The sequence below is a fragment of the Roseibium sp. genome (assembly GCF_048260565.1).
GTDB lineage: Bacteria > Pseudomonadota > Alphaproteobacteria > Rhizobiales > Stappiaceae > Roseibium.
On the sequence record NZ_JBLXGP010000012.1, the window covers coordinates 86,747 to 107,781 of the forward strand.

The following is a 21,035-nucleotide window of genomic DNA, read 5'->3' on the forward strand; positions in this document are numbered from 1 at the left end:
GCCCCTCTCCCTTAGAGGGCGCAGGAAACTTCCCTAATGACCTGCCGGCACAGGTCCGGCTGGCCGCCGCAGCAATCGGCCATGAGAAATCCGAGCAGCGCCCGGATGCCGTCGAAATCCGCGTAATAACGAATGGCCCGTCCCTCGCGTTCGTTGCGGATCAGCCCGGCATTCAGGAGCACGGCCAGATTGGCCGACATGGTGTTCTGTCGGACACCGAGGATTTCACCGATTTCCCCCGCACCCATGCCCTCGGCTCCGCACTTGATCAGAAGCCGGAAGACATCGAGCCGGGTCTGCTGGCTCAGGGCGGAAAAGGCATTCAGGGCGTTGTTTGTATCCATATATCATGATTTATTGATATATTGTGACGTTTTGATGACCGGCTGTCCGAATCTGCCGCGATTGGCAATGCCGTCTGGACCATATCGAAAACGACCCGTCACGGCTTCCTGCCCGTGACGAAACAGCCGTCCGGCTTTTCTCCGGTTGACAATTTTCCGGTTCCGGGCAAAAACCGGCTCGTTTCGTACTTACTGGAGCAATGGCATGGTCCGGCACTTCGCCGACATCGCGAAAAAGCTGACGACGGTTTCGACCGGCGCCGCTTTCGCCTGCGCGACCGTTGCTCCGACAACCACCGTCAAACCGACTACGAAAACCACCGCTTAACGGTGCCGCTCGTCCCGCGCTCCCCGGGGATGGGGGGCGCTGAAAAGCCGGCTGGCCGGAAGATCGGCGGACCGGCGAAAGCGGGGAGACGGATGAGGAAATTCAACATGGGTTACAAGATTGCAATCGCGGGTGCCACGGGCAATGTCGGCCGGGAAATGCTCGACATTCTGGCCGAACGCGGCTTTCCGGCCGATGAGGTCGTCGCTCTGGCGTCCCGCCGCTCCCAGGGTACCGAGGTCTCCTTCGGCGACCGGACGCTGAAGGTTCAGGCGATGGAGAATTACGATTTCTCCGACACCGATATCTGCCTCATGTCCGCCGGCGGATCCGTCGCCAAGGAATGGGCTCCGAAGATCGCCGCCAAGGGCTGTGTCGTGATCGACAACTCCTCCGCATGGCGCTACGACTCGGACGTGCCGCTGATCGTTCCGGAAGTGAACGCCGATGCGATCGTTGGCTTTTCCAAGAAGAACATTATTGCCAATCCGAACTGCTCGACCGCCCAGCTCGTCGTCGCGCTGAAGCCGCTCCATGACGCGGCGAAGATCAAGCGCGTCGTCGTCTCCACCTACCAGTCGGTCTCCGGTGGCGGCAAAGACGCCATGGAAGAGCTGTTCAACCAGACCCGCGCCGTCTTCGTGAACGACCCGATCGAGCCGGAAAAATTCACCAAGCGGATCGCCTTCAACGTGATTCCGCACATCGATGTCTTCATGGAAGACGGTTACACCAAGGAAGAATGGAAGGTGCTGGCCGAAACCAAAAAGATGCTCGACCCGGCGATCAAGGTCACCTGCACCGCCGTCCGCGTGCCGGTCTTCATCGGCCATTCGGAATCGGTCAACATCGAGTTCGAAAACGAGATCACCGCCGAGGAAGCCCGCAACATCCTGCGCGAGGCGCCGGGCTGCCTCGTGATCGACAAGCAGGAAGACGGCGGCTACATCACGCCTTACGAATGCGCCGGTGAAGACGCCACCTACATCTCCCGCATCCGCGAGGACGCGACGGTCGAAAACGGCCTGAACATCTGGGTGGTTTCGGACAACCTGCGAAAGGGCGCTGCCCTCAACACGGTGCAGATCGCCGAGGTTCTGGTGAACCGCGGCCTGATCCAACCGAAGAAGGCCGCCGCCTGAGACAAGGCGCTGTCCGAGTCAAGGCGCTGCACGATCGATAGAGAGCCCGGCCCTCGCGCCGGGCTTTTTTATGCCGCATCAGGCTATTTGGGAAGATTCGGCAATACACCGACCAAGGTGGCTCCTGTTCGTGATTGCAGCGAATGGTAGGCTTTCAGTCCTTACAACCTGAGGAGGAAGCATCATGAAAACCTGGACCAAGCCAGCCATGGAATCCGTTGAAGCCGGCTTTGAGGTATCTCGCTACGTACCGGCTGAAATCGGATCTTGCGGCCGCAAGAAGTAACCAACGATCACACAGTCGGAAAAGCATCCGATGAAGATCAGGATCCTCGGATCCGCGGCGGGCGGCGGGTTTCCGCAATGGAATTGCAACGCGCCGCTCAGCCGTGCCGTGCGCGCGGGAAAGCCGGGCTTTCTCGCGCGGACGCAATCCAGCATCGCCGCCAGTGCGGACGGTGCCGGATGGGTCGTCTTCAACGCCTCGCCGGATATCCGGGAGCAGATCGCGGCAGCCCCCGATCTGCAGCCGCGTGCGGACGGGCCCTTGCGCCACACCCCGATCAAGGCGGTCGTGCTCACCAACGCGGATGTGGATCATATCGCGGGCCTGCTGTCGCTGCGCGAACGAGAGGGATTTACGCTCTATGCGACCCGGCGCGTTTTGAAGACTCTTGCCGAAAACAGCATTTTTCAGGTGCTCAATCCGGACGTCGTCGAGCGGCGGGAACTGCCCCTGTCCGGAACGACCGAACTGGAAGGGCGCGACGGCCCCCTCGGGCTGACGGTGGAAACGTTCCCCGTCTCTGGCAAGGTTGCCCTGTTTCTGGAACAGGATACGGAAGCGAATTTCGGCACGGCGCCGGGAGACACCATCGGCATCATGCTGCGGGAAACCGCGAAGAACGGAGCCTCGGGCCAGCTTTTCTACATCCCGGGCTGCGCGGCGGTGGACGATGCCCTGCGCCAGCGGATCGACGGCGGCGATTGCCTGATGTTCGACGGAACCGTCTTCCACGACACGGAAATGGCGGACACCGGCGTCGGCACCAAAACCGGCGCGCGGATGGGACATCTGGAGATCGGCGGACCGGCCGGGTCGATCGAGGCCCTGAAAGGCCTGGATCTGGGCCGGCGGATCTTCGTTCACATCAACAATACGAACCCGATCCTCGATCCGGACTCCGAGGCGGCAAAGGCCGTGCGGGCCGCCGGTTGGGAAGTCGGCTATGACGGCATGGAGGTCAGCCTGTGAACCCGACAGCAGCAACAAGCGCGGCCCTTCGGCCCCCTCACCACATCGTTCAAAGCGGCGTCGAGCCGACCGCAGCCGACAGGGTCCGCCAAGCCGGTCGGCTTCTTCCGCGCCCCGAATTCGAGGAGGCCCTGCGAACGGCCGGCTTCGCGCGCTATCACATCCATCATCCCTTTCATAAGCTGATGAACGCGGGCGAACTGACGAGGGCGCAGCTGCAGGCCTGGGCGCTGAACCGTTACTGCTATCAGGCGGCGATCCCGAAGAAGGATGCGATCATCCTGTCCCGCTCCGAAGACCCGGCGTTCCGCAGGGAATGGCGCAAGCGCATTGTCGACCATGACGGCGAAGACGGCGGCGAACTCGACGGTGGCATCAAGCGCTGGCTGAAACTCGCCGACGATCTCGACCTTGACGTCGACATGGTCCAGGAGCGCCGCTACGCATTGCCGGCAACCCGGTATGCGGTCGGAGCCTATCTCGATCTGGTGTCGTCCTCCTCCCTTCTGGTCGCCGTCGCCTCGTCGCTGACCGAGCTCTTTTCGCCAGTTGCCATCGGTGAGCGCGTTCCGGCCATGCTGGCGCGTTACGACTACATCACCGAAGACACGCTGGCTTATTTCAAGCCGCGGCTGCACCAGGCGCCGCGCGATGCGGAACATGCCCTGTCGCTGGTCTTCGAATGGGCGGACACACCGGACAAGCAGGCCGACGCGATCGACGCCCTCTTCGCCAAATGCGATATTCTCTGGGCCATGCTCGACGCGCTGCATCATGCCTATGTGACACCTGGCAACATCCCGCCGGGCGCCTTCCACCCGCCTGCTCTGGTCGACTGAAATGCCGGCCCGTACCCGCCATATCGTGACCAATATCAGCCAGCCGGGGTTTCCCGCTTATGTGCGGCTGCAATTCGACGAACTGCGGGACCGCTGGGCCCTGCTCGCGCCGGAAAAGGTCTATTGGCCGGATGACGTCAGCGTCGCGATCCTGAGCCGCTGCACCGGCACGACAACCGTGTCGGAAATCATTGTGGACCTGGCGGAGGAATATCAGGCGCCGGTCGAAGAGATTGGCCCGGACGTTCTGGATTTCCTGCAGGAATGGTCCGACCGACTGGTCATCCGATGCGGCGGGAGGCAGGCATGACGCAAACCGTGGGGCCGGCACTCGGGATGCTGGCCGAACTGACCCACCGATGCCCGCTGCAATGCGGATATTGTTCCAACCCGGTCGAACTCCTGAAAGCCGATAAGGAGCTGGCAACGGAGATCTGGCTCGACACCTTCGAACAGGCCGCCGATCTCGGCATTCTCCAGATGCATCTGTCCGGAGGCGAACCGACCCTTCGCCGGGATCTGGAAGACCTCGTCGCCGGCCTGGCCGCGCACGGCGTCTACACCAATCTGATCACCGCCGCCGTGACCTTGAGCCGGGAGCGAGTCGCCCGCCTGGCGGAGGCCGGCCTCGACCATGTCCAGATCAGCTTCCAGGGCGCCCGGCCGGAGACGACCGAACGCATCGGCTATTACAGGAATGCCCATGAAAAGAAACGCCAGGCGGCTGAGTGGGTCCGAGACCTGGGCCTGCCGCTCACGGTCAACGCGCCGATCCACAAACTGAACATTAACGAGGTTCCCGAATTCGTCGATCTCGCGCTGGAACTCGGCGCACAGCGGCTGGAGATCGCCAATGTGCAATATTACGGCTGGGCCTATCTCAACCGGTCCGCGCTCATGCCCGGCTACGACGCCGTCATGCGCCAGATCGAGTTTGTCGAAAAGACCAGGGAGGATCTTACCGGCATCCTCAACATCGACTTCGTCACGCCGGATTATTACGCGGATTACCCCAAACCCTGCATGGGCGGCTGGGGGGCCGATGCCTTCGTGGTCACGCCCGACGGCAAGGTTCTGCCGTGTCACGCGGCCCAGTCGATCCCCTCGCTGACCTTCGACAGCGTCACCGAAAAACCGCTGAAGGACATCTGGGAAAAATCGGAGGCCTTCAACCGGTATCGCGGTTTCGACTGGATGCCCGAGCCCTGCCGGTCATGCGAGCGACGGGACATCGATTTCGGCGGCTGCCGGTGCCAGGCACTCGCTCTGACGGGCGATGCCGCCGCAACCGACCCGACCTGCATCAAGTCGCCCTTTCACGGCGACCTGCGCCGGCTGCCGCCGGAACAGCCGATCCGAAAAAGGGTGATCGGCCGCGAAAAGATCGACGCATAGGCCGGGACCGCGCCTCGAACGGAGGCTGACTACCCGTCAGCTTCGGCAGGGGCGGCAGCTTCGAATTTCTCCGTTTCCGGATTCATCACCCGAAGTTCGGCGGAGCCGATATCGAACCATGCGCCGTGGACCTGAAGCACGTTGTTGTGCAGCGCCTCTTCCACGAAGGGAAACGTCCGCAGGTTCTTCAGGGACTGGCGCACGCCGGCAAATTCCATCGCAAGCTGCGGATCGTCCATCTTGTCGACCGGCATGCAGGCCATGGCGATGGCCGCCGGCTCCAGAAGCTTGATCCAGCGGCCGATGAAATCGCCGCGAAGAGACGGCACGTTGGCATTTTCCCTGAACGCCTGGACCCCGCCGCATTTGGCGTGCCCCATCACCACGATATGCTTCACCTTCAGCGCGCGCACCGCATATTCGATCGCGGCACTGGTTCCGTGCTGGCCGTCGGTCGCCTCATAGGGCGGCACCAGATTGGCGACGTTTCTCAAAACAAAGAGTTCGCCGGGCCCCGCAGAAAAAATCCCCTCCGGCGTCACCCGGCTGTCGCAGCAGGAAATCACCATCACTTGCGGTTGCTGGCCGTAAACTGCCAGATGCTCCCGGGTTTCCTTGTGATGGGTAAACCCCTTCTGCAGATACTGGCCGTAGCCTTCGATCAACTCGACCGGAAACGCAGCAGTCATGGTTCCTCGCATACAGACTCGTATTGACGGATCTTTATAGGGAATCGGACGAAGAAGCGCAGCCCCGTAATCGGACGAGGGGCTTCCCTTTCCGCGAAATCGAAAAACGGGGACTTCAGGCCTTCAGGTGGCGACATTCACCGAATGCTGCTCGATCTCGCCGCCATGATCCTCATAGGCATGCCGGACGGTTTCCGCGGCGCATCCGTCATAAATGCCGGTGATCGACGTCGATGCAAGCGGCTTCGCTTTCGGGTCGAGCACATGCTGCGCCGCCGCCCTGTAGGCGGCAACCCCGTCGAGCAAATGATCTTCGTGGTGGTGGGCGTCGACCAGAACTGCCGGCGTCTCCGCGGGAGATCCGGTCTCGTCTTCATGGCGCTGTGCGTCGGACTCGCTACTGTTTCCACGGTTGTCGCCCTGACCTTTCGAGTCCCGGTCCGGAGCGTATTCCGTCGCATGCGCCACGACATTGACCGCTGGCGGCCTTTCAACTGTCGATGGCATATCGGCCTCCTGGCCTTTTCCTCAAGAATACCGCCTTCTGGCAGTTATGAGGAAAAGCTTGGCAAGAAAGAGTTAACAAACCTTTACGACAGGTTAAGAGCCGATACCAGACCGGCACAAATGTATTTGCCCGTAGACAAGAACAATCTTCTGAAAATCTGGTCGACCCGACCCTCACTGTTTCAAGGACATCTTGGTTAAGGGTATCGAAGCGGATATCGGATTTATGGTTGCCATGCTGCGGATACGGCGGATAACGTTGCTCCTGTCAAGTATTTGCTTTCACGCATGAATCCCTGTGAATTCGGTGCAGATATGTCCTTTGTTGCAAATGATAATGACCGTCTCGATCGAATAATGAAATTGGTCGAAAGTGATCGCGAGAGGGATCGGGAGGCAGGGATGAGGGAATTATCCGTGCTGGCCGAATCCGGTGATCAATCGGCGATCGAAGCCTATGCTTGTAACCTTGCGTGGGAAACGCCGACCACCGACGAAGCTGTCCAATGGCTGTTGCGCGCCAATGAGTTCGACAGCGTAATCGCTGTATGGAATCTTGCAATGGTTGCGCATGAACGGGGAAACCCGTTTGACGTAAGGCGATGGATCAACCGGACAGCGGATTTGGGCCACGAGGATGCCGTGGACGTGCAGAAGATGGGATACAATGTCGAAGCGTATCTTATCAGACTTCGGAATTAGCCGCGCGCCGTCACGGTGACAGCCGCCAAAACACCAGCCCGTTTTCATCATCAATTCTGGTTGTGAGTTGATTCAGAGTTGCCCCTTGCGCCCGTCTCCCCCCTTGAGGGGGAGATGTCCGCGTTTGCGGACAGAGGGGGGTGCTGGGCCTCAAGATATATCGCAGCGCCGGAGTATGACACTCACGTCGTCACCCCCCTCTGTCACCTCTGGTGACATCTCCCCCTCAAGGGGGGAGACTGGAGAAAGGGGCATTGTCCAACCATCCCCGACAAGGTCATCCGGGAACGGAGAGCCACGGTCTTTGTCAGAGCAAACCAATAGAAATCGATAGGCCTCTGCCTCCCCGGCCCCGGCTCGCGCTTTCGCTTGGCCGGGGTGACGATGGAGCGGTTGGATTTTTGGCTGCAATGAAAAAAGCCCGCAGCCAAATGGCGACGGGCTTTATTTTTCATTCCGGCTTCAGGCCGAAACAGTCAGCAGATCAGGCGCTTGCCTTGTTGGCCGCACGTTCCGCGCGCTTGCGCTCGTGCGGGTCGAGCATCGCCTTGCGCAGACGGATCGACGCCGGCGTGACTTCGACCAGTTCATCATCGGCGATGTAGGACAGCGCGGCTTCCAGCGTCAGACGGATCGGCGTCGTCAGCTTGACCGCATCGTCCTTGCCGGCAGAGCGAATGTTCGTGAGCTGCTTGCCCTTGAGGACATTGACCTCAAGATCGTTGCCGCGGGTGTGTTCGCCGATGATCATGCCCGGATAAACCTTGGTGCCCGGATCGATCATCATCGGGCCGCGGTCTTCCAGGTTGAAGAGCGCATAGGCCACGGCCTCGCCGGTTCCGTTGGACAGGAGCACGCCGGTATGCCGACCCTGGATCGGTCCCTTGTAGGGCTCGTAGCCGTAGAACAGACGGTTGAAGATCGCAGAGCCGCGCGTGTCCGACATGAGTTCGGACTGGTAGCCGATCAGGCCACGGGTCGGCGCATTGAAGACGAGCCGCGTGCGTCCGCCGCCGGACGGCTTCATTTCCAGAAGGTCGGCCTTGCGTTCCTGCAGCTTCTGGACGACCGCCCCGGAATATTCCTCATCGACGTCGATGATGACTTCCTCGATCGGCTCCAGCCGGTTACCGGCATCGTCGAACTGGTAGACAACGCGCGGACGGCCGACGCCGAGTTCGAAGCCTTCACGGCGCATGTTTTCGATCAGGATCGCCAAGAGCAGTTCGCCGCGGCCGGAAACGACGAAGGCATCCGGCTCGTCGGTGTCTTCCACCTTGAGCGCCACGTTGCCTTCGGCTTCCTTCATCAGGCGCTCGCGGATCACGCGCGACTGCACCTTGGTTCCTTCGGTGCCGGCCAGCGGGCTGTCGTTCACGCGGAAGGTCATGGAGAGCGTGGGCGGATCGATCGGCTGCGCCTGCAGCGGCTCGGTCACTTCCGGTGCACACAGGGTGTCGGCAACGGTGGCCTTGGTCATGCCGGCGATTGCAACGATGTCTCCTGCCTCGCCCTTTTCGATCGCCTGGCGCTCGAGACCGCGAAACGCCAGGATCTTGGAGACACGGCCGGTTTCAAGCACCTTGCCGTCGCGGGACAACGCCTTCAGCGGCATGTTCGGAATGGCGGTACCCGACACGATCCGTCCGGTCAGGATCCGGCCCAGGAACGGATCGGCTTCGATCGTGGTCGCCAGCATGCGGAACGCGCCCGGCTCGGAGGCGGGCGGTGCAACCTGGTCGAGAACCATGTCGAACAGCGGATCCATGTTGTCCTTCGGACCTTCCGGATCGGTCGCCATCCATTCCTGCTTGGCGGAACCGTAGAGAACCGGGAAATCGAGCTGGTCCTCGTTCGCATCCAGGGCCGCGAACAGGTCGAACACCTCGTCGAGAACTTCGTCGGCGCGCTGTTCCGGCTTGTCGATCTTGTTGATGGCGACAATCGGCTTCAGGCCGAGCTTCAGCGCCTTGCCGAGCACGAATTTCGTCTGCGGCATCGGGCCTTCGGCCGCGTCGACCAGAAGAATGACACCGTCGACCATGTGCAGGATACGCTCCACCTCACCGCCGAAATCGGCGTGCCCCGGGGTGTCCACGATGTTGATGCGGGTGTCTTTCCAGACCAGGGAGGTGACCTTGGCCAGGATGGTGATGCCGCGTTCACGCTCGATGTCGTTGGAGTCCATCATGCGTTCTTCGGTCCGCTGGTTGTCGCGGAAAGCGCCGGACTGCTTCAACAGCACGTCGATCAGGGTGGTCTTGCCATGGTCGACGTGTGCGATGATGGCGATGTTGCGCAAGTTCATTTAAGGCTCCAAAAGACATAGCGGGCCCCGATGGACCCGCATGTCATGTCTTGGCTATTCAGTTTTCGCTGTTTGGCCCGGGTGGCTGAAATTTGCGCTCTATATAGTGCGAACCGACGGGTTGTGCAATGCAGTAACGCCGCGGTTCGCTTGACAAGCCCGGACCCAGGGCTCATATCCATAAGGCTTCCTTATTAAGGTGTTACCATGAACCTCACCGCCCCCGACGGCGGCGCCAGTTTGATGATCGTCGATATCGCCCGGCTTCTTCGCCGCCGCTTCGAGGCTGCGCTGACGAAAATAGACACGGGTCTGACCGTTGCCGAGGCGCGTACGCTTGCCTTCATCTGGCGCAATCCGGGCCAGCGCCAGGCGTCCTTGGCGGAGCGCATGTTCGTCGAACCCATGACCCTGGTCGGCTATCTGGACTCGCTGGAAAAGGCCGGTCTGGTCGTTCGTACCGTCGACCCGACGGACCGGCGCGCCAAGCTGATCACCCTTACCGACGAGGCGGACCCGATCCTGACCAAGATCGAAAAGGCGATCGATCAGGTCCATGACGATGCCTTGGGCGGCGTTCCGCAGAGCCGCCGGGACGAACTGGAGTCCCTGCTTGAAACGATGAGGGTGAACCTCCTGAATTCCGAAACGGGTAGCTGAATGACGGCCGCTGCAGAACCGGCGATGACAACGCGCCGGACGACGATCCTCGGAGCGGCTCTCGTAGCGATCGGCCCGATCACCATGTCCCTCTACACGCCGGCCATGCCGGAATTGGCCGTCGACTTCGGTACATCGGACGCCCTGATCAAGCTGACCCTGACCACTTATTTCGCCGGCTTCGCACTGACACAGCTGATCTGCGGACCGCTGTCCGACGCCTTCGGCCGCAAGCCTGTCGCCATTGGCTTCCTTGTGCTGTATCTCGCCTCCACGGTTCTGGCCACCCTGGCCCCCGATATCACCTGGATGCTGATCGCCCGTGCCCTGCAGGGCGTCGGCGCTGCCGTCGGTGTGGCCGTGTCCCGGGCTATCGTCCGCGATCAATACACCGGGCAGCATTCTGCGCGGATCATGAACACCATCGGCACCATGCTCGCGCTCGGCCCGGCGATTTCGCCGACCATCGGCGGCATTATCCTGGAGGTCTTCGGCTGGCGGGAGATTTTCATCTGCATGCTCCTTTACGGCGCTGCGCTGATGGCCGCTGTTATCGTCTTTCAGCCGGAAACAAACGCCTATCGGAACGTGAACAACATTCATCCCGAACGGCTGGCGATAAACTACATGACGCTGCTGAGCGACCGGAAATTCATGGCGCCGAGCGTTCTGCTCGGCATGTGCCTCGGCAACATCTACGCCATGGCGACGGTCCTGCCCTTCGTCATGATCCACGACGTCGGCCTGACGCCGGCGCAGTTCGGCGTCGGAATGATGCTGCAGTCTTTGTCCTTTATCGCCGGAACCTTGGTTACCGGCCGTCTTCTCAAGTATTTCGACGCCGAAAAACTGGTTCCGATCGGCATGGTCGGGATGCTCGTTGGCGCGGCGCTGTTTGCGATCCTGCTGCGCCTTTATGAGCCGACTTACCTGATCGTCATGGGGCCGGTCGGTGTCTTCGCCTTTTCGGTCGCCTTCATTCTGCCGGCGACCTTCACCTCCGCCATGCGCGACTTCCCCCATATTGCAGGCGCCTCCTCGTCCATGATGGGCTTCATGCAATTCGGGGGCGGCATCCTGGGCAGCCTGCTGATCGCCTCCCTGGGCAATCCGCTCTTCGGAATGTCGACGATCATTCCGGCCATGCCGCTTCTGGGCGTGATCCTTTATTTCCTGCTTCGGCTGAAGACCAAAGACGTTCGCGCCGCGGCCGAATAGCCGGCGAGCGGATCGGCAATCTTCGCCGATCCGTCTTCTCACGATACGCCCGAATTTTCGGGACACTACGGCCCCAGGGTCGGAGCTCATCGACATGCGGTCAGGCCGTCCTTCCATGCCAGACCCGTTGGGCGCCATCGGAATGGACGCCTTGCCGGATGCGTGAAACCAGTTCGCCTTGTCTTCCGACACTTGACCCCCGGCGCCCAAAGCGGCACACACGCCTAAAGACAAACAGGATCCTATCTTAAATGCCCAAATGTCCCGGCTACCAACCGCCGACCGCGAGCGAACGCGCCCAGGTGATGGGTATCCTGAATGTGACGCCGGATTCCTTTTCCGACGGCGGCCGGCATTTTGCCGCAGAACGTGCCCTTGCCCATGCCCGGGTCATGAAGGCGGAAGGCGCCGACATTCTGGATATCGGCGGTGAAAGCACCCGTCCGGGCTCCGAGCCTGTTTCCCTGGAAGACGAATGGTCCCGCATCGCGCCGATCCTGGAACAAATCGTGGAGCTTGATCTGCCGGTCTCCATCGACACCTACAAGGCGGAGATTGCCCGACGCGCCTGTACGGCCGGCGCCCTGATCGTCAACGACGTATGGGGTCTTCAGAAGGATCCGGCCATGCCGGACGCCGCAGCGGAAACCGGCGCCCATGTGATCATGATGCATAACCGCCCGGAAGCGGACGCATCCATCGACATCATGGCCGACATCGACCGCTGGTTCGAACGCTCCATGGCGCTTGCCGACAGGGCGGGGATTCCGAAACACAAGCAGATCCTCGATCCCGGTTTCGGCTTCGGAAAGACCATGGAGCAGAACTACGTGGTCCTGAACCGGCTGGACCGGTTGAAGAAGCACGGCCTGCCGATTCTTGCCGGCGCGTCCCGCAAACGCATGATTGGAGCCGTTCTGGACGTGCCGACCGAAGACCGCCTTTACGGGTCCCTTGCCGTTCACCTGATCGCCGTGCAAAAAGGCGCATCGATCGTCCGCGCCCACGACGTCCGACCCCATGCGGATGCGGTGCGGATTCTCCAGGCAACGCTGAGCGAATCGGCCAACGGGAAATAGACAGAACATGACGACCCACACACCGACCCGCGTTGCCCTCGGGCTCGGCTCCAACATGGGAAACTCCCGCGACAACATCGACATGGCGGTGAGATATCTGGATGCGACGCCGGGCGTTACCGTTGTTGCCCGTTCGTCCGTCTACCGGACGCCGCCCTGGGGGCCGATTCCCCAGGACGACTACAGCAACATGTGCATCACCGTAGACACCGTTCTGAAGCCGCGCGCGCTTCTGGAACGCGGCCTTGCGATCGAGGCGAGGATGGGCCGTGTCCGCGATCAACGCTGGGGTCCGCGCCTGATCGATATCGACATCCTGCTCTTCGGCGATGAAAAAATCGACCGGGACGGACTGATCATCCCTCATCCGCGCATGAGCGAGCGCGCCTTCGTCCTGATCCCGCTTGCGGAAATCTGGCCGGACGCACCGCTCGGCGACGGCCGCACCGTTGTCCAGGCACTGGAGACCTGTCCGGATAAGGACGGCGTGGTCAAGCTGGACAACTAAATGGCGCAATGGCCTAGGCCTTCGACAATCCCATAAAACTGTCCATGTGAAAGCGGGCCTGTTCCGGCGTTTGGCGGAAGTCGGAGCCAATCGGACAGGCATGCCGGGCGAGGCACCCTGAAAAGCACGGCTCGCCCTGGCCGCTCGCCAGATGATCCCGGCATCTCGGGACATCGTAGCCTTCCGTCCCTGATATCGCATTAACCGGACATGCCGACAGACATGGCCTGTCGGCACAGTCGGGGCAGGGTCCCGTGGAATGGTTTTCAACTGCCGGGCCCGGATCTGCCGCCGACAAGAAGGCGGCTCGGAATCCGCTCCAGGGTCCATAAATGTCATGCACCAGAACGCCGAGCGGACTTGAAGAGAAGCCACCTGTCTTCGTCGCCCACCTTTGAAACGGATGGTACGGCGGGCCATCGAAGGGGAAAACAACGGCCAACCCGCTGTCCCGGGCAACCTCGGACAGGACACGCCCGGTGAAACGGTCGAGCGGATCCGGTGCACCGTCTGCAAACTCGGGTGATTCGGTAAATGCAGGCCAGATCCCGGATCCGGTGCTGCCGACAAGCAATAACGTTTGCACGGGAATTCCCGGAGCAACATCGGGGACGTTGTCGTTCGGCCCCGGCGAAAACCCGCCGAGCACCAGGAAACCCTCCCGGCGGCATCGAGCGACGATGTCATTCAACCGGGTAAGATCCATGTTTTGACTGCTCATTTTCGGCCAAAACCCTGCCCTTCAGGTAATTCCGCTTCGCCCCGGACGGGGGCCTTCCAAGTCATCTCCGGGTTGAAACCTTCCATTTCGACCTTGGACAATTTGTGTCCTAATTACCACGATGCTCATCCAAGAAACATTGAGAGAAAAAAAACCCAGCAATTCAGAAACCTGTCTATTGCTTCCGAACCATCACCTGTGTTGAGTAACTTAACAAAATCTGAAAAGACCATCTGGGCTAGGGTCGTCATGAAAAATCATATACGCGGCATGCTCTTCGGAGCATTGATCCTCACCGGTGCGAGCTCGGTGGCGTCCGCGGCGGACTTGGGTGGAAAAACCTCCGGCCTGACGAATGAAGTCCGGGGCGGCGTTCTCTATCACGACTTGATGCATCGCGAGAGCGGCGTCGATATCAATGCCGAAATCCTGCTTCGGTGGGTCGCCGTCGACTTCACCATTCCCGGACTGGGCACCAAAGGCATGCTGCGCCCGCATTTCGGCGGCAACCTGAACCTGTCCGGCGACACCAGCATGGTCTATGCGGGCTATTCGCTGACCCTGGATCTGACCGACTGGATGTTCATCGAAGGCAGCTTCGGCGGCATGGCCCACAACGGCGACACCAGCAAGACCACGTCGAACTCACTGGCTCTCGGCTGCAACGTCATGTTCCGCGAATCCGCTTCTCTCGGTTTCCGAATCAATGAACGGGTCAACGTCTCCGCGATGATCGAGCACTCCTCGAACAACGGCTACTGCTCGTCCAACAACGGCCTGACCAACGCCGGCGTCCGTCTCGGCTACGCGTTCTAGGCTTTTAAGGCAGATCAGCAAAAAACAGACTCTCTTTAGTCATCCCGGAAAAGCTGTCAGGCTTTATCCGGGACCGGGGAGCCCCGTTTCCGACGAATTCAGCAAAGTGATTCTAACAAAGACCTCGGCCCTCCGGTCCCTCCCGGATCTTTGCTTACGCTTCGTCCGGAATGACCAGATCGGGGATCAAAAAGAAATTCAAAAAAGGCCCGGCGAGGATGTCTCGCCGGGCCTTTTGTATGATTGACCGCGCCGGCCTCAGCCGAGGCGATTGCGCTTTGCCAGCGTCCGCAGGCGCAGGGCGTTCAGCTTGATGAAGCCGGCCGCATCCTTCTGGTCGTACGCGCCCTGGTCGTCCTCGAAGGTGACCAGCTCTTCCGAGTAGAGCGAATAGGGCGAGGCCCGGCCGACGACAATCACGTTGCCCTTGTAGAGCTTCAGCTTCACGGTGCCGGTGACATGCTCCTGGCTCTTGTCGATCAGCGCCTGCAGCATCTCGCGTTCCGGCGAGAACCAGAAGCCGTTATAGATCAGCTCCGCATAGCGCGGCATCAGCTCGTCCTTCAGGTGACCGGCGCCACGATCGAGCGTGATCGATTCCATGGCCCGGTGGGCCGACAGCAGAATGGTGCCACCCGGCGTTTCGTAAACGCCGCGGCTCTTCATGCCGACGAAGCGGTTCTCCACCAGATCGAGACGGCCGATGCCGTTGTCGCGGCCATAGTCGTTGAGTTTGGCAAACAGGGTCGCCGGCGACATCTTTTCGCCGTTCAGGGAAACAGCGTCGCCCTTTTCGAAACCGATCTCGATTTCGGTAACCACATCAGGCGCTTCGGTCGGATCGACCGTGCGCTGATAGACATATGCCGGCGGTTCCTCGGCCGGATCTTCCAGCACCTTACCTTCCGATGAGGAATGCAGCATGTTGGCGTCGACGGAGAACGGTGCCTCGCCGCGCTTATCCTTCGGCACCGGGATCTGGTATTTTTCGGCAAAGTCGATCAGATCGGTCCGCGACTTGAAGGTCCAGTCGCGCCAGGGGGCGATCACCTTGATATCCGGGTTGAGCGCATAGGCCGACAGTTCGAAGCGAACCTGGTCGTTGCCCTTCCCCGTAGCGCCGTGGGCGATCGCATCCGCGCCGGTTTCCTCGGCGATCTCGATCAGGCGCTTGGAAATCAGCGGCCGGGCAATCGATGTTCCGAGCAGATAGACGCCTTCATAGACCGCATTGGCGCGGAACATCGGGAAGACGAAATCGCGGATGAATTCCTCGCGCAGGTCGTCGATATAGATTTCCTTGATGCCGAGCATCTCGGCCTTTTTCCGCGCCGGTTCCAGTTCCTCGCCCTGGCCGAGATCGGCGGTGAAGGTCACCACCTCGCAGCCGTATTCGGTCTGCAGCCATTTCAGGATGATGGAAGTGTCCAGCCCGCCGGAATAGGCCAGCACGACTTTTTTGATGTCACCATGCGCCATGTGTGAAAAGTCCGTTTGAGATCTTGGATACGGCCGTTTCCGGGCCGCTGGATTTGGCGGGCAATTTAGCTGGTAAATAGCCGAGCGCAAGGGCTTCCTGGCGTCTTTCCGGTCGCGCTGTTATGCCAAGTGGTCACAGGTATACCGGACCTCGGACTCAAGCAGACCTAGCCGGGCATTGCTCCTTGTAGATCCTCGGCTTTTTTCGCAGGCGCATAGCGGGCAAGGATCATGTCGACGCTGTCTTCGATGACCGCAGCCATTTCAGGTCTCGTGGGCAGGCGGTTTGCGTAGATATTGGGAAAGAAGCCGCGCGATTTGATCAGCCCCATGAACTGGGTGGCGGCAAGCTTGGGATCGGCAACGTCGAGTTTGCCTTCCTGCGTCGCCCGGGCCATGAAGTCCTCCACCACACTGAGCTTCGTCATGCGGGCATCCATGTCCTCGGCCAGTTTCGGGTCGCGGATCGTTTCGCTCATGACCATGCGCGCCATGTTCATGAAGCAGGGGCTGGTCAGAAGGTCCCCCTCCGCCCAGCCGAGGCGCAGAAGGGCATCGCGAATCGGCAGGTCCGGATCGTAGGGAACCTCCATGGCCGCGTTGAACTGGTCTGCAAGGCACTGGTTGATCGCCTTGAACAGCTCTTCCTTGCTTTCGAAATGATTGTAGACCGTCCGCTTCGAGACCTGCGCCCGCTCCGAAATCCGGTCCATGCTGGCTCCGGCAAAGCCGCGCTCCTGGAATTCGGCAATCGCCGCCTCCAGGATCTGTTTCTTCTTTCGTTCGGTGACGGACATTTTGTTTTCAATCGACATGACCCCCTTTCATCCCAAAAAACGAGCCCTATGTAAACTTAGCGGTTTACACGTATGCCATTTCAATAATACACTACACAGTGTAGTTTACTTCCTTTAGCCAAGTGACAAGCCAGGGGAGGCTTTTCCCGATGTCCATTACCCTCACCATCAATGGAGAGCCGCGCACGATCGACGCGGACCCCGAAACACCGCTTTTGTGGGCGATTCGCGACGAACTCGGTATGACCGGAACAAAATTCGGTTGCGGCATCGCCCAGTGCGGCGCCTGCACGGTTCATCTCGACGGCATGCCGATCCGCTCCTGCCAGACCATGCTCGAGGATGTCGGTGATGCCTCCATCACCACCATCGAAGGCATTGACGGCAAGGCCGCCAAGGCCGTTCAGGCCGCCTGGAAGGAACTCGAAGTGCCGCAATGCGGCTACTGCCAGTCCGGCCAGGTCATGGCGGCCACGGCCCTTCTCGTCGAGACGCCCAAACCGAGCGACGAGGACATCGATACGGCCATGGACGGCAATGTCTGCCGCTGCGCCACCTATGCCCGGATCCGCCAGGCGATCCACCTCGCCGCCGACAAGATGGAGGCCTGATCCATGTTGCATCTGCTTGAAAAACCCCTTGAGTCCGCAGCTCCCAGCCGCCGCACCTTCCTGAAACTGTCCGCCGGTGCCGCCGGCGGCCTGATGCTGGCGCTGCGCATGCCGGGATCCGCCCGGGCGGCCGGCGATGACGCGCCCTTTGTCCAGCCATTCCTTCATATCCGACCCGACAACACCGTCGTCGTCCTGAACAAGCACCAGGACATGGGCCAGGGCAACGCCACCGGACTGGCGACCCTCGTCGCCGACGAACTGGATGCGGATATCGCACAGGTCACGGCCGAATTCGCCCCGGCGAACGCCGCCGTCTACAAGAACCTCGCCTTCGGCATACAGGGAACCGGCGGATCCACCGCGATGGCCAATTCCTTCATGCAATACCGACAGGCCGGTGCGGCCGCAAAGGCGATGCTCGTCGCCGCGGCAGCCGAAGACTGGGGCGTGAAGGCCACGGAAATCAAGGTCGACAAGGGCGTCCTGTCTCACCCGAGCGGTAAGTCCGCCACATTCGGCGATCTGGCAGGTCTTGCCGCCAAACAGGAGGTTCCCGCCGAGCCGGTCCTGAAACAACCGGAAGACTGGGTCTATATCGGCAAGGACTTTCCGCGCGTGGATGCCGCCGGCAAGTCGCATGGCTCCGTGGGTTTCTTCGGCATGGACCATCAGGCAGAGAACATGCTCGTCGCCGTTCTGGCCCGCCCGCCGAAATTCGGCGCGGTCGCGACCGGTTTCGACGATACCGAAGCCCGCAAGGTGAAAGGCGTGGTCGACGTCATTTCCGTACCCAGCGGCGTGGCCGTTCTGGCAACCTCCACCTGGCCGGCCATCAAGGCGCGCAGCCTTCTGGACGTCACCTGGGACGATGCCAAGGCCGAAACACGCGGCACGGCCGAGATGGCCGAGGAGCTTGCGGCCATGACCGGTAAAAAAGGTCTGCCCGTTGAAAAGGGCCATGGAGATCCGGAAGCCGCGCTCGCAAGTGCCGCCAGGGTCATCGAGGTGGACTACAGCTTTCCCTTCCTGGCCCACGCGCCGATGGAGCCGCTCGACATCACGGTTCTCTTCGACGGCAAGACCGCCACGTTCTGGACCGGGTCCCAGTTCCAGACGGTGGACCAGATGGTTGCCGGCGCCATGCTCGGCCTGACCCCGGACAAGGTCGCCATCAACACCACCTGGGCCGGCGGTTCCTTCGGCCGGCGCGCCCAGCCGGACAGCCATTATTTCGCCGAAGCGGCGCTGATCGCCAAGGCCCGGCTCGATGCCGGTCACGCGGCTCAGCCGATCAAGATCGTCTGGACCCGCGAAGACGACATCAGGGGCGGCTACTACCGGCCCATGGTCGCCCACAAGGCCCGCGTCGGTCTCGACGCAAACGGCAATGTGGTCGGCTGGCATCACCGGGTCGCCTCGAAATCGATCATGAAGGGCACTTCCTTCGAACCGTTTACGATCAAGAACGGCGTCGATGCCACAACGGTCGAAGGGGTGGACGAACTGCCCTATGAATTGCCGGCGTTCCAGGCCGAGGTCCATAACGCGGAAACGCCGGTCCCGGTGCTGTGGTGGCGCTCGGTCGGGCACACCCACACGGGTTATGTGGCCGAGACCATGATCGACCGTCTGGCCAAGGAAGCCGGCGAGGATCCCCTCGACTACCGCCTGAAGCGGATCAAGGCGGATCAACGCTATGCTGGCGTCCTGAAACTGGCCGCGGAAAAGGCCGGATGGAAGGACCCGCTGCCCGATGGCCGCTACCGCGGCATTGCCGTGGTGAAATCCTTCAACTCCTATGTGGCCGAGGTTGCGGAGATCTCCTTCCGCGACGACGGCACCGTGAAGGTGGAGAAGGTGGTCTGCGCCGTCGACTGCGGCATTCCGGTCAATCCGAAGAACATCATTGCCCAGATGGAGGGCGGCATCGGCTACGGCCTCGGCGCCATCCTGCGCAATGAGATCACCATGACCGACGGCGTGGTCGACCAGGAGAACTTCGACACCTACCTGCCGATCCGCATGACGGACATGCCGGACATCGAGGTTCACATCGTCCCCTCGACGGAAGCACCGACAGGCGTCGGCGAACCCGGCACCCCGCCGATCGGCCCGGCCGTCGCCAATGCGATTGCCGCCGCCAAGGGCGAGTGGATCACCGAGCTGCCGCTGTCGAAACACGGCCTGGCGTAAAAAGCCTCACCGGAAAGCAAAACAAGGGGGCCGCCCATCGGGCGGCCCTGATTTTTGGCAAAGCTCCACGCCATACTCAGTTGCCATCCCCGGCAAGCGAAGCGCGACCGGGGACCCAGTAACCCGTTTCCTCTCCGCTCAAACAACCGGCCTCACGGGATACTGGGTCCCCGCTTTTGCGGGGATGACAGCAGAGGGTGGGGTGAGACTGTGCCAATTCCCGGAATACTCAGCTTTCCCGCCAGTGCACCACCGCGGCAGTGACCAGACCAAACAGCAGGTGGCCGACGAGCGACGCCCAGGTCAGGGTGATGAAGCCCAGGAAGGGCGGCAGGCCGGCGAAAATATGCGCCATGATGTAGAGCGCGAAGATCCACAAGCCGACGCCGAAGCCGAGACCGACGATCCACCATGGCAGGAACGGCGTCACGACCCGCGCGATCGGCCGGGCAATGAACAGATAGCCGAGCGGATAGAACACGACGCCGACAACGCCGTGGATCAGTTCGGCGAGAAGCAGGCTCCGGAACCCGAACACCGACTGCACGAGCGCCGCCGGCTCCAACGGCCCACCGACCCAGAAGGGCGTGATCCCGCGCGCCCAGATTTCCCAGGTCAGATCGGCGGCAACCCCGGCGAAGATGGCCGTGACCAGTGTAGCCATGGTCAACGGCGGAAATAGCGAAGACGAGCCATCGGCCCGCATGGTGTTTGAACTGTTCATTGGAAATCCCCCAAAGCATGAATTGCGTCGATCCGGCAGTCTCCGGCACCCATGCAAATGGTCCGGAATCCGGTCGCAATCAAATCAAGCCTTGTTCAGGAGATCGTGGCTTCAGATCACGAAAAGGAAGGGTTTTCGTGATTGGCCAGCCACCCGAACGCATTCTGCGGTCAGATTGCCGTCCACGCTCCAGCGAAGACCGATCAACAAACTCAATCGAAAACCTCGGCCTTAACGAGCGGCCTTAGGAAAACCTGGTATCGCCGCGCGAATAGGCCGTAAGCAAAGCCACCGGCTGCGCCTCCGAGACAGGCTCCGAGAATATCGATCAGATAGGACGTTCCAAACCATGCAGAACCGGGTCCCCACGCATCTGGCGGTACACCCCGAAAAACAAGTGCTCCGAGAAAGGCCGCCGCCAACCCGCAGCCCGAGAAATATTTGGGGCTCCGGTACCCACGCCGCACTCCCACGATCAAAGCGATGACAAATCCCGGCCAAGCGCTGATGGCCATAAGCATGGCAGCAATAATTGTACCTAAAAAATAAAGGCTAAAAAAATATGGAAGAAATCCACCCTGTTCGGCCGCCATACCGGGGGAAGAGAGCGCTTCTTTCAGGGCAATCGGCACAACAGCAACCGCCGCAGCAATGAGAACCGCGATGACATAGCCGAGCAGGACCCACAACAGCTCCTGATACAGGCGCCGCTGCACC

The 21,035-nt window shown here is 61.0% G+C and carries 22 protein-coding genes; 14 read left to right on the forward strand and 8 right to left on the reverse strand.

All coding sequences use genetic code 11. The features are described from left to right. Positions 1-11 precede the first annotated feature (11 nt). On the reverse strand, positions 12-344 hold the full coding sequence (locus tag ACN0SO_RS21020; protein ID WP_417680756.1) for an ArsR/SmtB family transcription factor: 333 nt from the start codon (positions 342-344) through the stop codon (positions 12-14). A gap of 205 nt (positions 345-549) precedes the next feature. Between ACN0SO_RS21020 and ACN0SO_RS21025 the strand changes: the two genes are divergently transcribed. The 6 genes from ACN0SO_RS21025 (at position 550) to pqqE (ending at position 5,303) form a co-directional block, all read left to right on the forward strand. Continuing rightward, positions 550-672 carry a hypothetical protein gene (locus ACN0SO_RS21025; RefSeq protein ID WP_417680758.1) on the forward strand — a complete coding sequence of 41 codons (123 nt, stop codon included), beginning with the start codon at positions 550-552 and terminating at the stop codon, positions 670-672. 107 nt (positions 673-779) lie between these two features. Beyond that, on the forward strand, positions 780-1,814 hold the full coding sequence (locus ACN0SO_RS21030; protein ID WP_417680760.1) for an aspartate-semialdehyde dehydrogenase: 1,035 nt from the start codon (positions 780-782) through the stop codon (positions 1,812-1,814). A 316-nt stretch (positions 1,815-2,130) separates the two neighbouring features. Further along, on the forward strand, positions 2,131-3,069 hold the full coding sequence (gene pqqB, locus ACN0SO_RS21035) for a pyrroloquinoline quinone biosynthesis protein PqqB (RefSeq protein WP_417680762.1): 939 nt from the start codon (positions 2,131-2,133) through the stop codon (positions 3,067-3,069). After that, positions 3,066-3,908, forward strand: coding sequence for a pyrroloquinoline-quinone synthase PqqC (gene pqqC, locus ACN0SO_RS21040; RefSeq protein ID WP_417680765.1), 843 nt, complete (start codon positions 3,066-3,068; stop codon positions 3,906-3,908). Before pqqB ends, pqqC begins: the two co-directional genes overlap by 4 nt. Position 3,909: 1 nt before the next feature. After that, positions 3,910-4,218: a pyrroloquinoline quinone biosynthesis peptide chaperone PqqD gene (pqqD, locus tag ACN0SO_RS21045; RefSeq protein WP_417680767.1), complete on the forward strand. Its 309-nt coding sequence runs from the start codon at positions 3,910-3,912 to the stop codon at positions 4,216-4,218. Beyond that, positions 4,215-5,303 carry a pyrroloquinoline quinone biosynthesis protein PqqE gene (pqqE, locus tag ACN0SO_RS21050; protein WP_417680769.1) on the forward strand — a complete coding sequence of 363 codons (1,089 nt, stop codon included), beginning with the start codon at positions 4,215-4,217 and terminating at the stop codon, positions 5,301-5,303. Before pqqD ends, pqqE begins: the two co-directional genes overlap by 4 nt. Positions 5,304-5,332: 29 nt before the next feature. On the opposite strand, the gene ACN0SO_RS21055 is transcribed toward pqqE, so the two are convergent. Then, positions 5,333-5,992, reverse strand: a complete 660-nt coding sequence (locus ACN0SO_RS21055; protein ID WP_417680770.1) for a carbonic anhydrase — start codon at positions 5,990-5,992, stop codon at positions 5,333-5,335. A 123-nt stretch (positions 5,993-6,115) separates the two neighbouring features. After that, complete coding sequence (locus ACN0SO_RS21060) at positions 6,116-6,499, reverse strand: hypothetical protein (RefSeq protein ID WP_417680772.1); 384 nt, start codon at positions 6,497-6,499, stop codon at positions 6,116-6,118. Between the two features lie 402 nt (positions 6,500-6,901). Between ACN0SO_RS21060 and ACN0SO_RS21065 the strand changes: the two genes are divergently transcribed. Further along, the gene (locus ACN0SO_RS21065) at positions 6,902-7,201 is read left to right on the forward strand and encodes a hypothetical protein (protein ID WP_417680773.1); all 300 of its coding nucleotides are present in this window, start codon (positions 6,902-6,904) and stop codon (positions 7,199-7,201) included. Positions 7,202-7,685: 484 nt separating this feature from the next. On the opposite strand, the gene typA is transcribed toward ACN0SO_RS21065, so the two are convergent. Next, positions 7,686-9,509, reverse strand: coding sequence for a translational GTPase TypA (typA, locus tag ACN0SO_RS21070; RefSeq protein WP_417680774.1), 1,824 nt, complete (start codon positions 9,507-9,509; stop codon positions 7,686-7,688). Positions 9,510-9,716: 207 nt separating this feature from the next. Here typA and ACN0SO_RS21075 point away from each other — a divergent pair, with 207 nt between their 5' ends. From ACN0SO_RS21075 to ACN0SO_RS21095, 5 genes are all read left to right on the forward strand, one after another. Beyond that, on the forward strand, positions 9,717-10,169 hold the full coding sequence (locus ACN0SO_RS21075; protein WP_417680776.1) for a MarR family winged helix-turn-helix transcriptional regulator: 453 nt from the start codon (positions 9,717-9,719) through the stop codon (positions 10,167-10,169). Beyond that, positions 10,170-11,387, forward strand: coding sequence for a multidrug effflux MFS transporter (locus tag ACN0SO_RS21080; protein WP_417680778.1), 1,218 nt, complete (start codon positions 10,170-10,172; stop codon positions 11,385-11,387). Between the two features lie 251 nt (positions 11,388-11,638). After that, on the forward strand, positions 11,639-12,466 hold the full coding sequence (folP, locus tag ACN0SO_RS21085; RefSeq protein ID WP_417680780.1) for a dihydropteroate synthase: 828 nt from the start codon (positions 11,639-11,641) through the stop codon (positions 12,464-12,466). A 7-nt stretch (positions 12,467-12,473) separates the two neighbouring features. Next, positions 12,474-12,974 carry a 2-amino-4-hydroxy-6-hydroxymethyldihydropteridine diphosphokinase gene (gene folK / locus ACN0SO_RS21090; protein ID WP_417680782.1) on the forward strand — a complete coding sequence of 167 codons (501 nt, stop codon included), beginning with the start codon at positions 12,474-12,476 and terminating at the stop codon, positions 12,972-12,974. A gap of 970 nt (positions 12,975-13,944) precedes the next feature. Next, positions 13,945-14,511 carry an acyloxyacyl hydrolase gene (locus tag ACN0SO_RS21095; RefSeq protein WP_417680783.1) on the forward strand — a complete coding sequence of 189 codons (567 nt, stop codon included), beginning with the start codon at positions 13,945-13,947 and terminating at the stop codon, positions 14,509-14,511. Between the two features lie 258 nt (positions 14,512-14,769). On the opposite strand, the gene ACN0SO_RS21100 is transcribed toward ACN0SO_RS21095, so the two are convergent. Together ACN0SO_RS21100 and ACN0SO_RS21105 are read right to left on the reverse strand one after the other, a co-directional pair. Continuing rightward, the gene (locus ACN0SO_RS21100; protein WP_417680785.1) at positions 14,770-15,990 is read right to left on the reverse strand and encodes an argininosuccinate synthase; all 1,221 of its coding nucleotides are present in this window, start codon (positions 15,988-15,990) and stop codon (positions 14,770-14,772) included. A 167-nt stretch (positions 15,991-16,157) separates the two neighbouring features. Next, positions 16,158-16,805 carry a TetR/AcrR family transcriptional regulator gene (locus tag ACN0SO_RS21105; protein ID WP_417680787.1) on the reverse strand — a complete coding sequence of 216 codons (648 nt, stop codon included), beginning with the start codon at positions 16,803-16,805 and terminating at the stop codon, positions 16,158-16,160. Positions 16,806-16,936: 131 nt separating this feature from the next. Between ACN0SO_RS21105 and ACN0SO_RS21110 the strand changes: the two genes are divergently transcribed. Both ACN0SO_RS21110 and ACN0SO_RS21115 read left to right on the forward strand, forming a co-directional pair. Beyond that, on the forward strand, positions 16,937-17,398 hold the full coding sequence (locus tag ACN0SO_RS21110) for a (2Fe-2S)-binding protein (protein WP_417680789.1): 462 nt from the start codon (positions 16,937-16,939) through the stop codon (positions 17,396-17,398). A gap of 3 nt (positions 17,399-17,401) precedes the next feature. Beyond that, positions 17,402-19,594 carry a molybdopterin cofactor-binding domain-containing protein gene (locus ACN0SO_RS21115; protein WP_417680791.1) on the forward strand — a complete coding sequence of 731 codons (2,193 nt, stop codon included), beginning with the start codon at positions 17,402-17,404 and terminating at the stop codon, positions 19,592-19,594. 229 nt (positions 19,595-19,823) lie between these two features. Here ACN0SO_RS21115 and ACN0SO_RS21120 read toward each other — a convergent pair whose 3' ends face one another. Beyond that, a complete protein-coding gene (locus ACN0SO_RS21120) occupies positions 19,824-20,300 on the reverse strand; it encodes a hypothetical protein (RefSeq protein WP_417680936.1) in 477 nt (158 codons plus the stop codon). 230 nt (positions 20,301-20,530) lie between these two features. Continuing rightward, positions 20,531-21,034, reverse strand: a complete 504-nt coding sequence (locus ACN0SO_RS21125; protein ID WP_417680793.1) for a hypothetical protein — start codon at positions 21,032-21,034, stop codon at positions 20,531-20,533. Position 21,035: the final 1 nt, after the last annotated feature.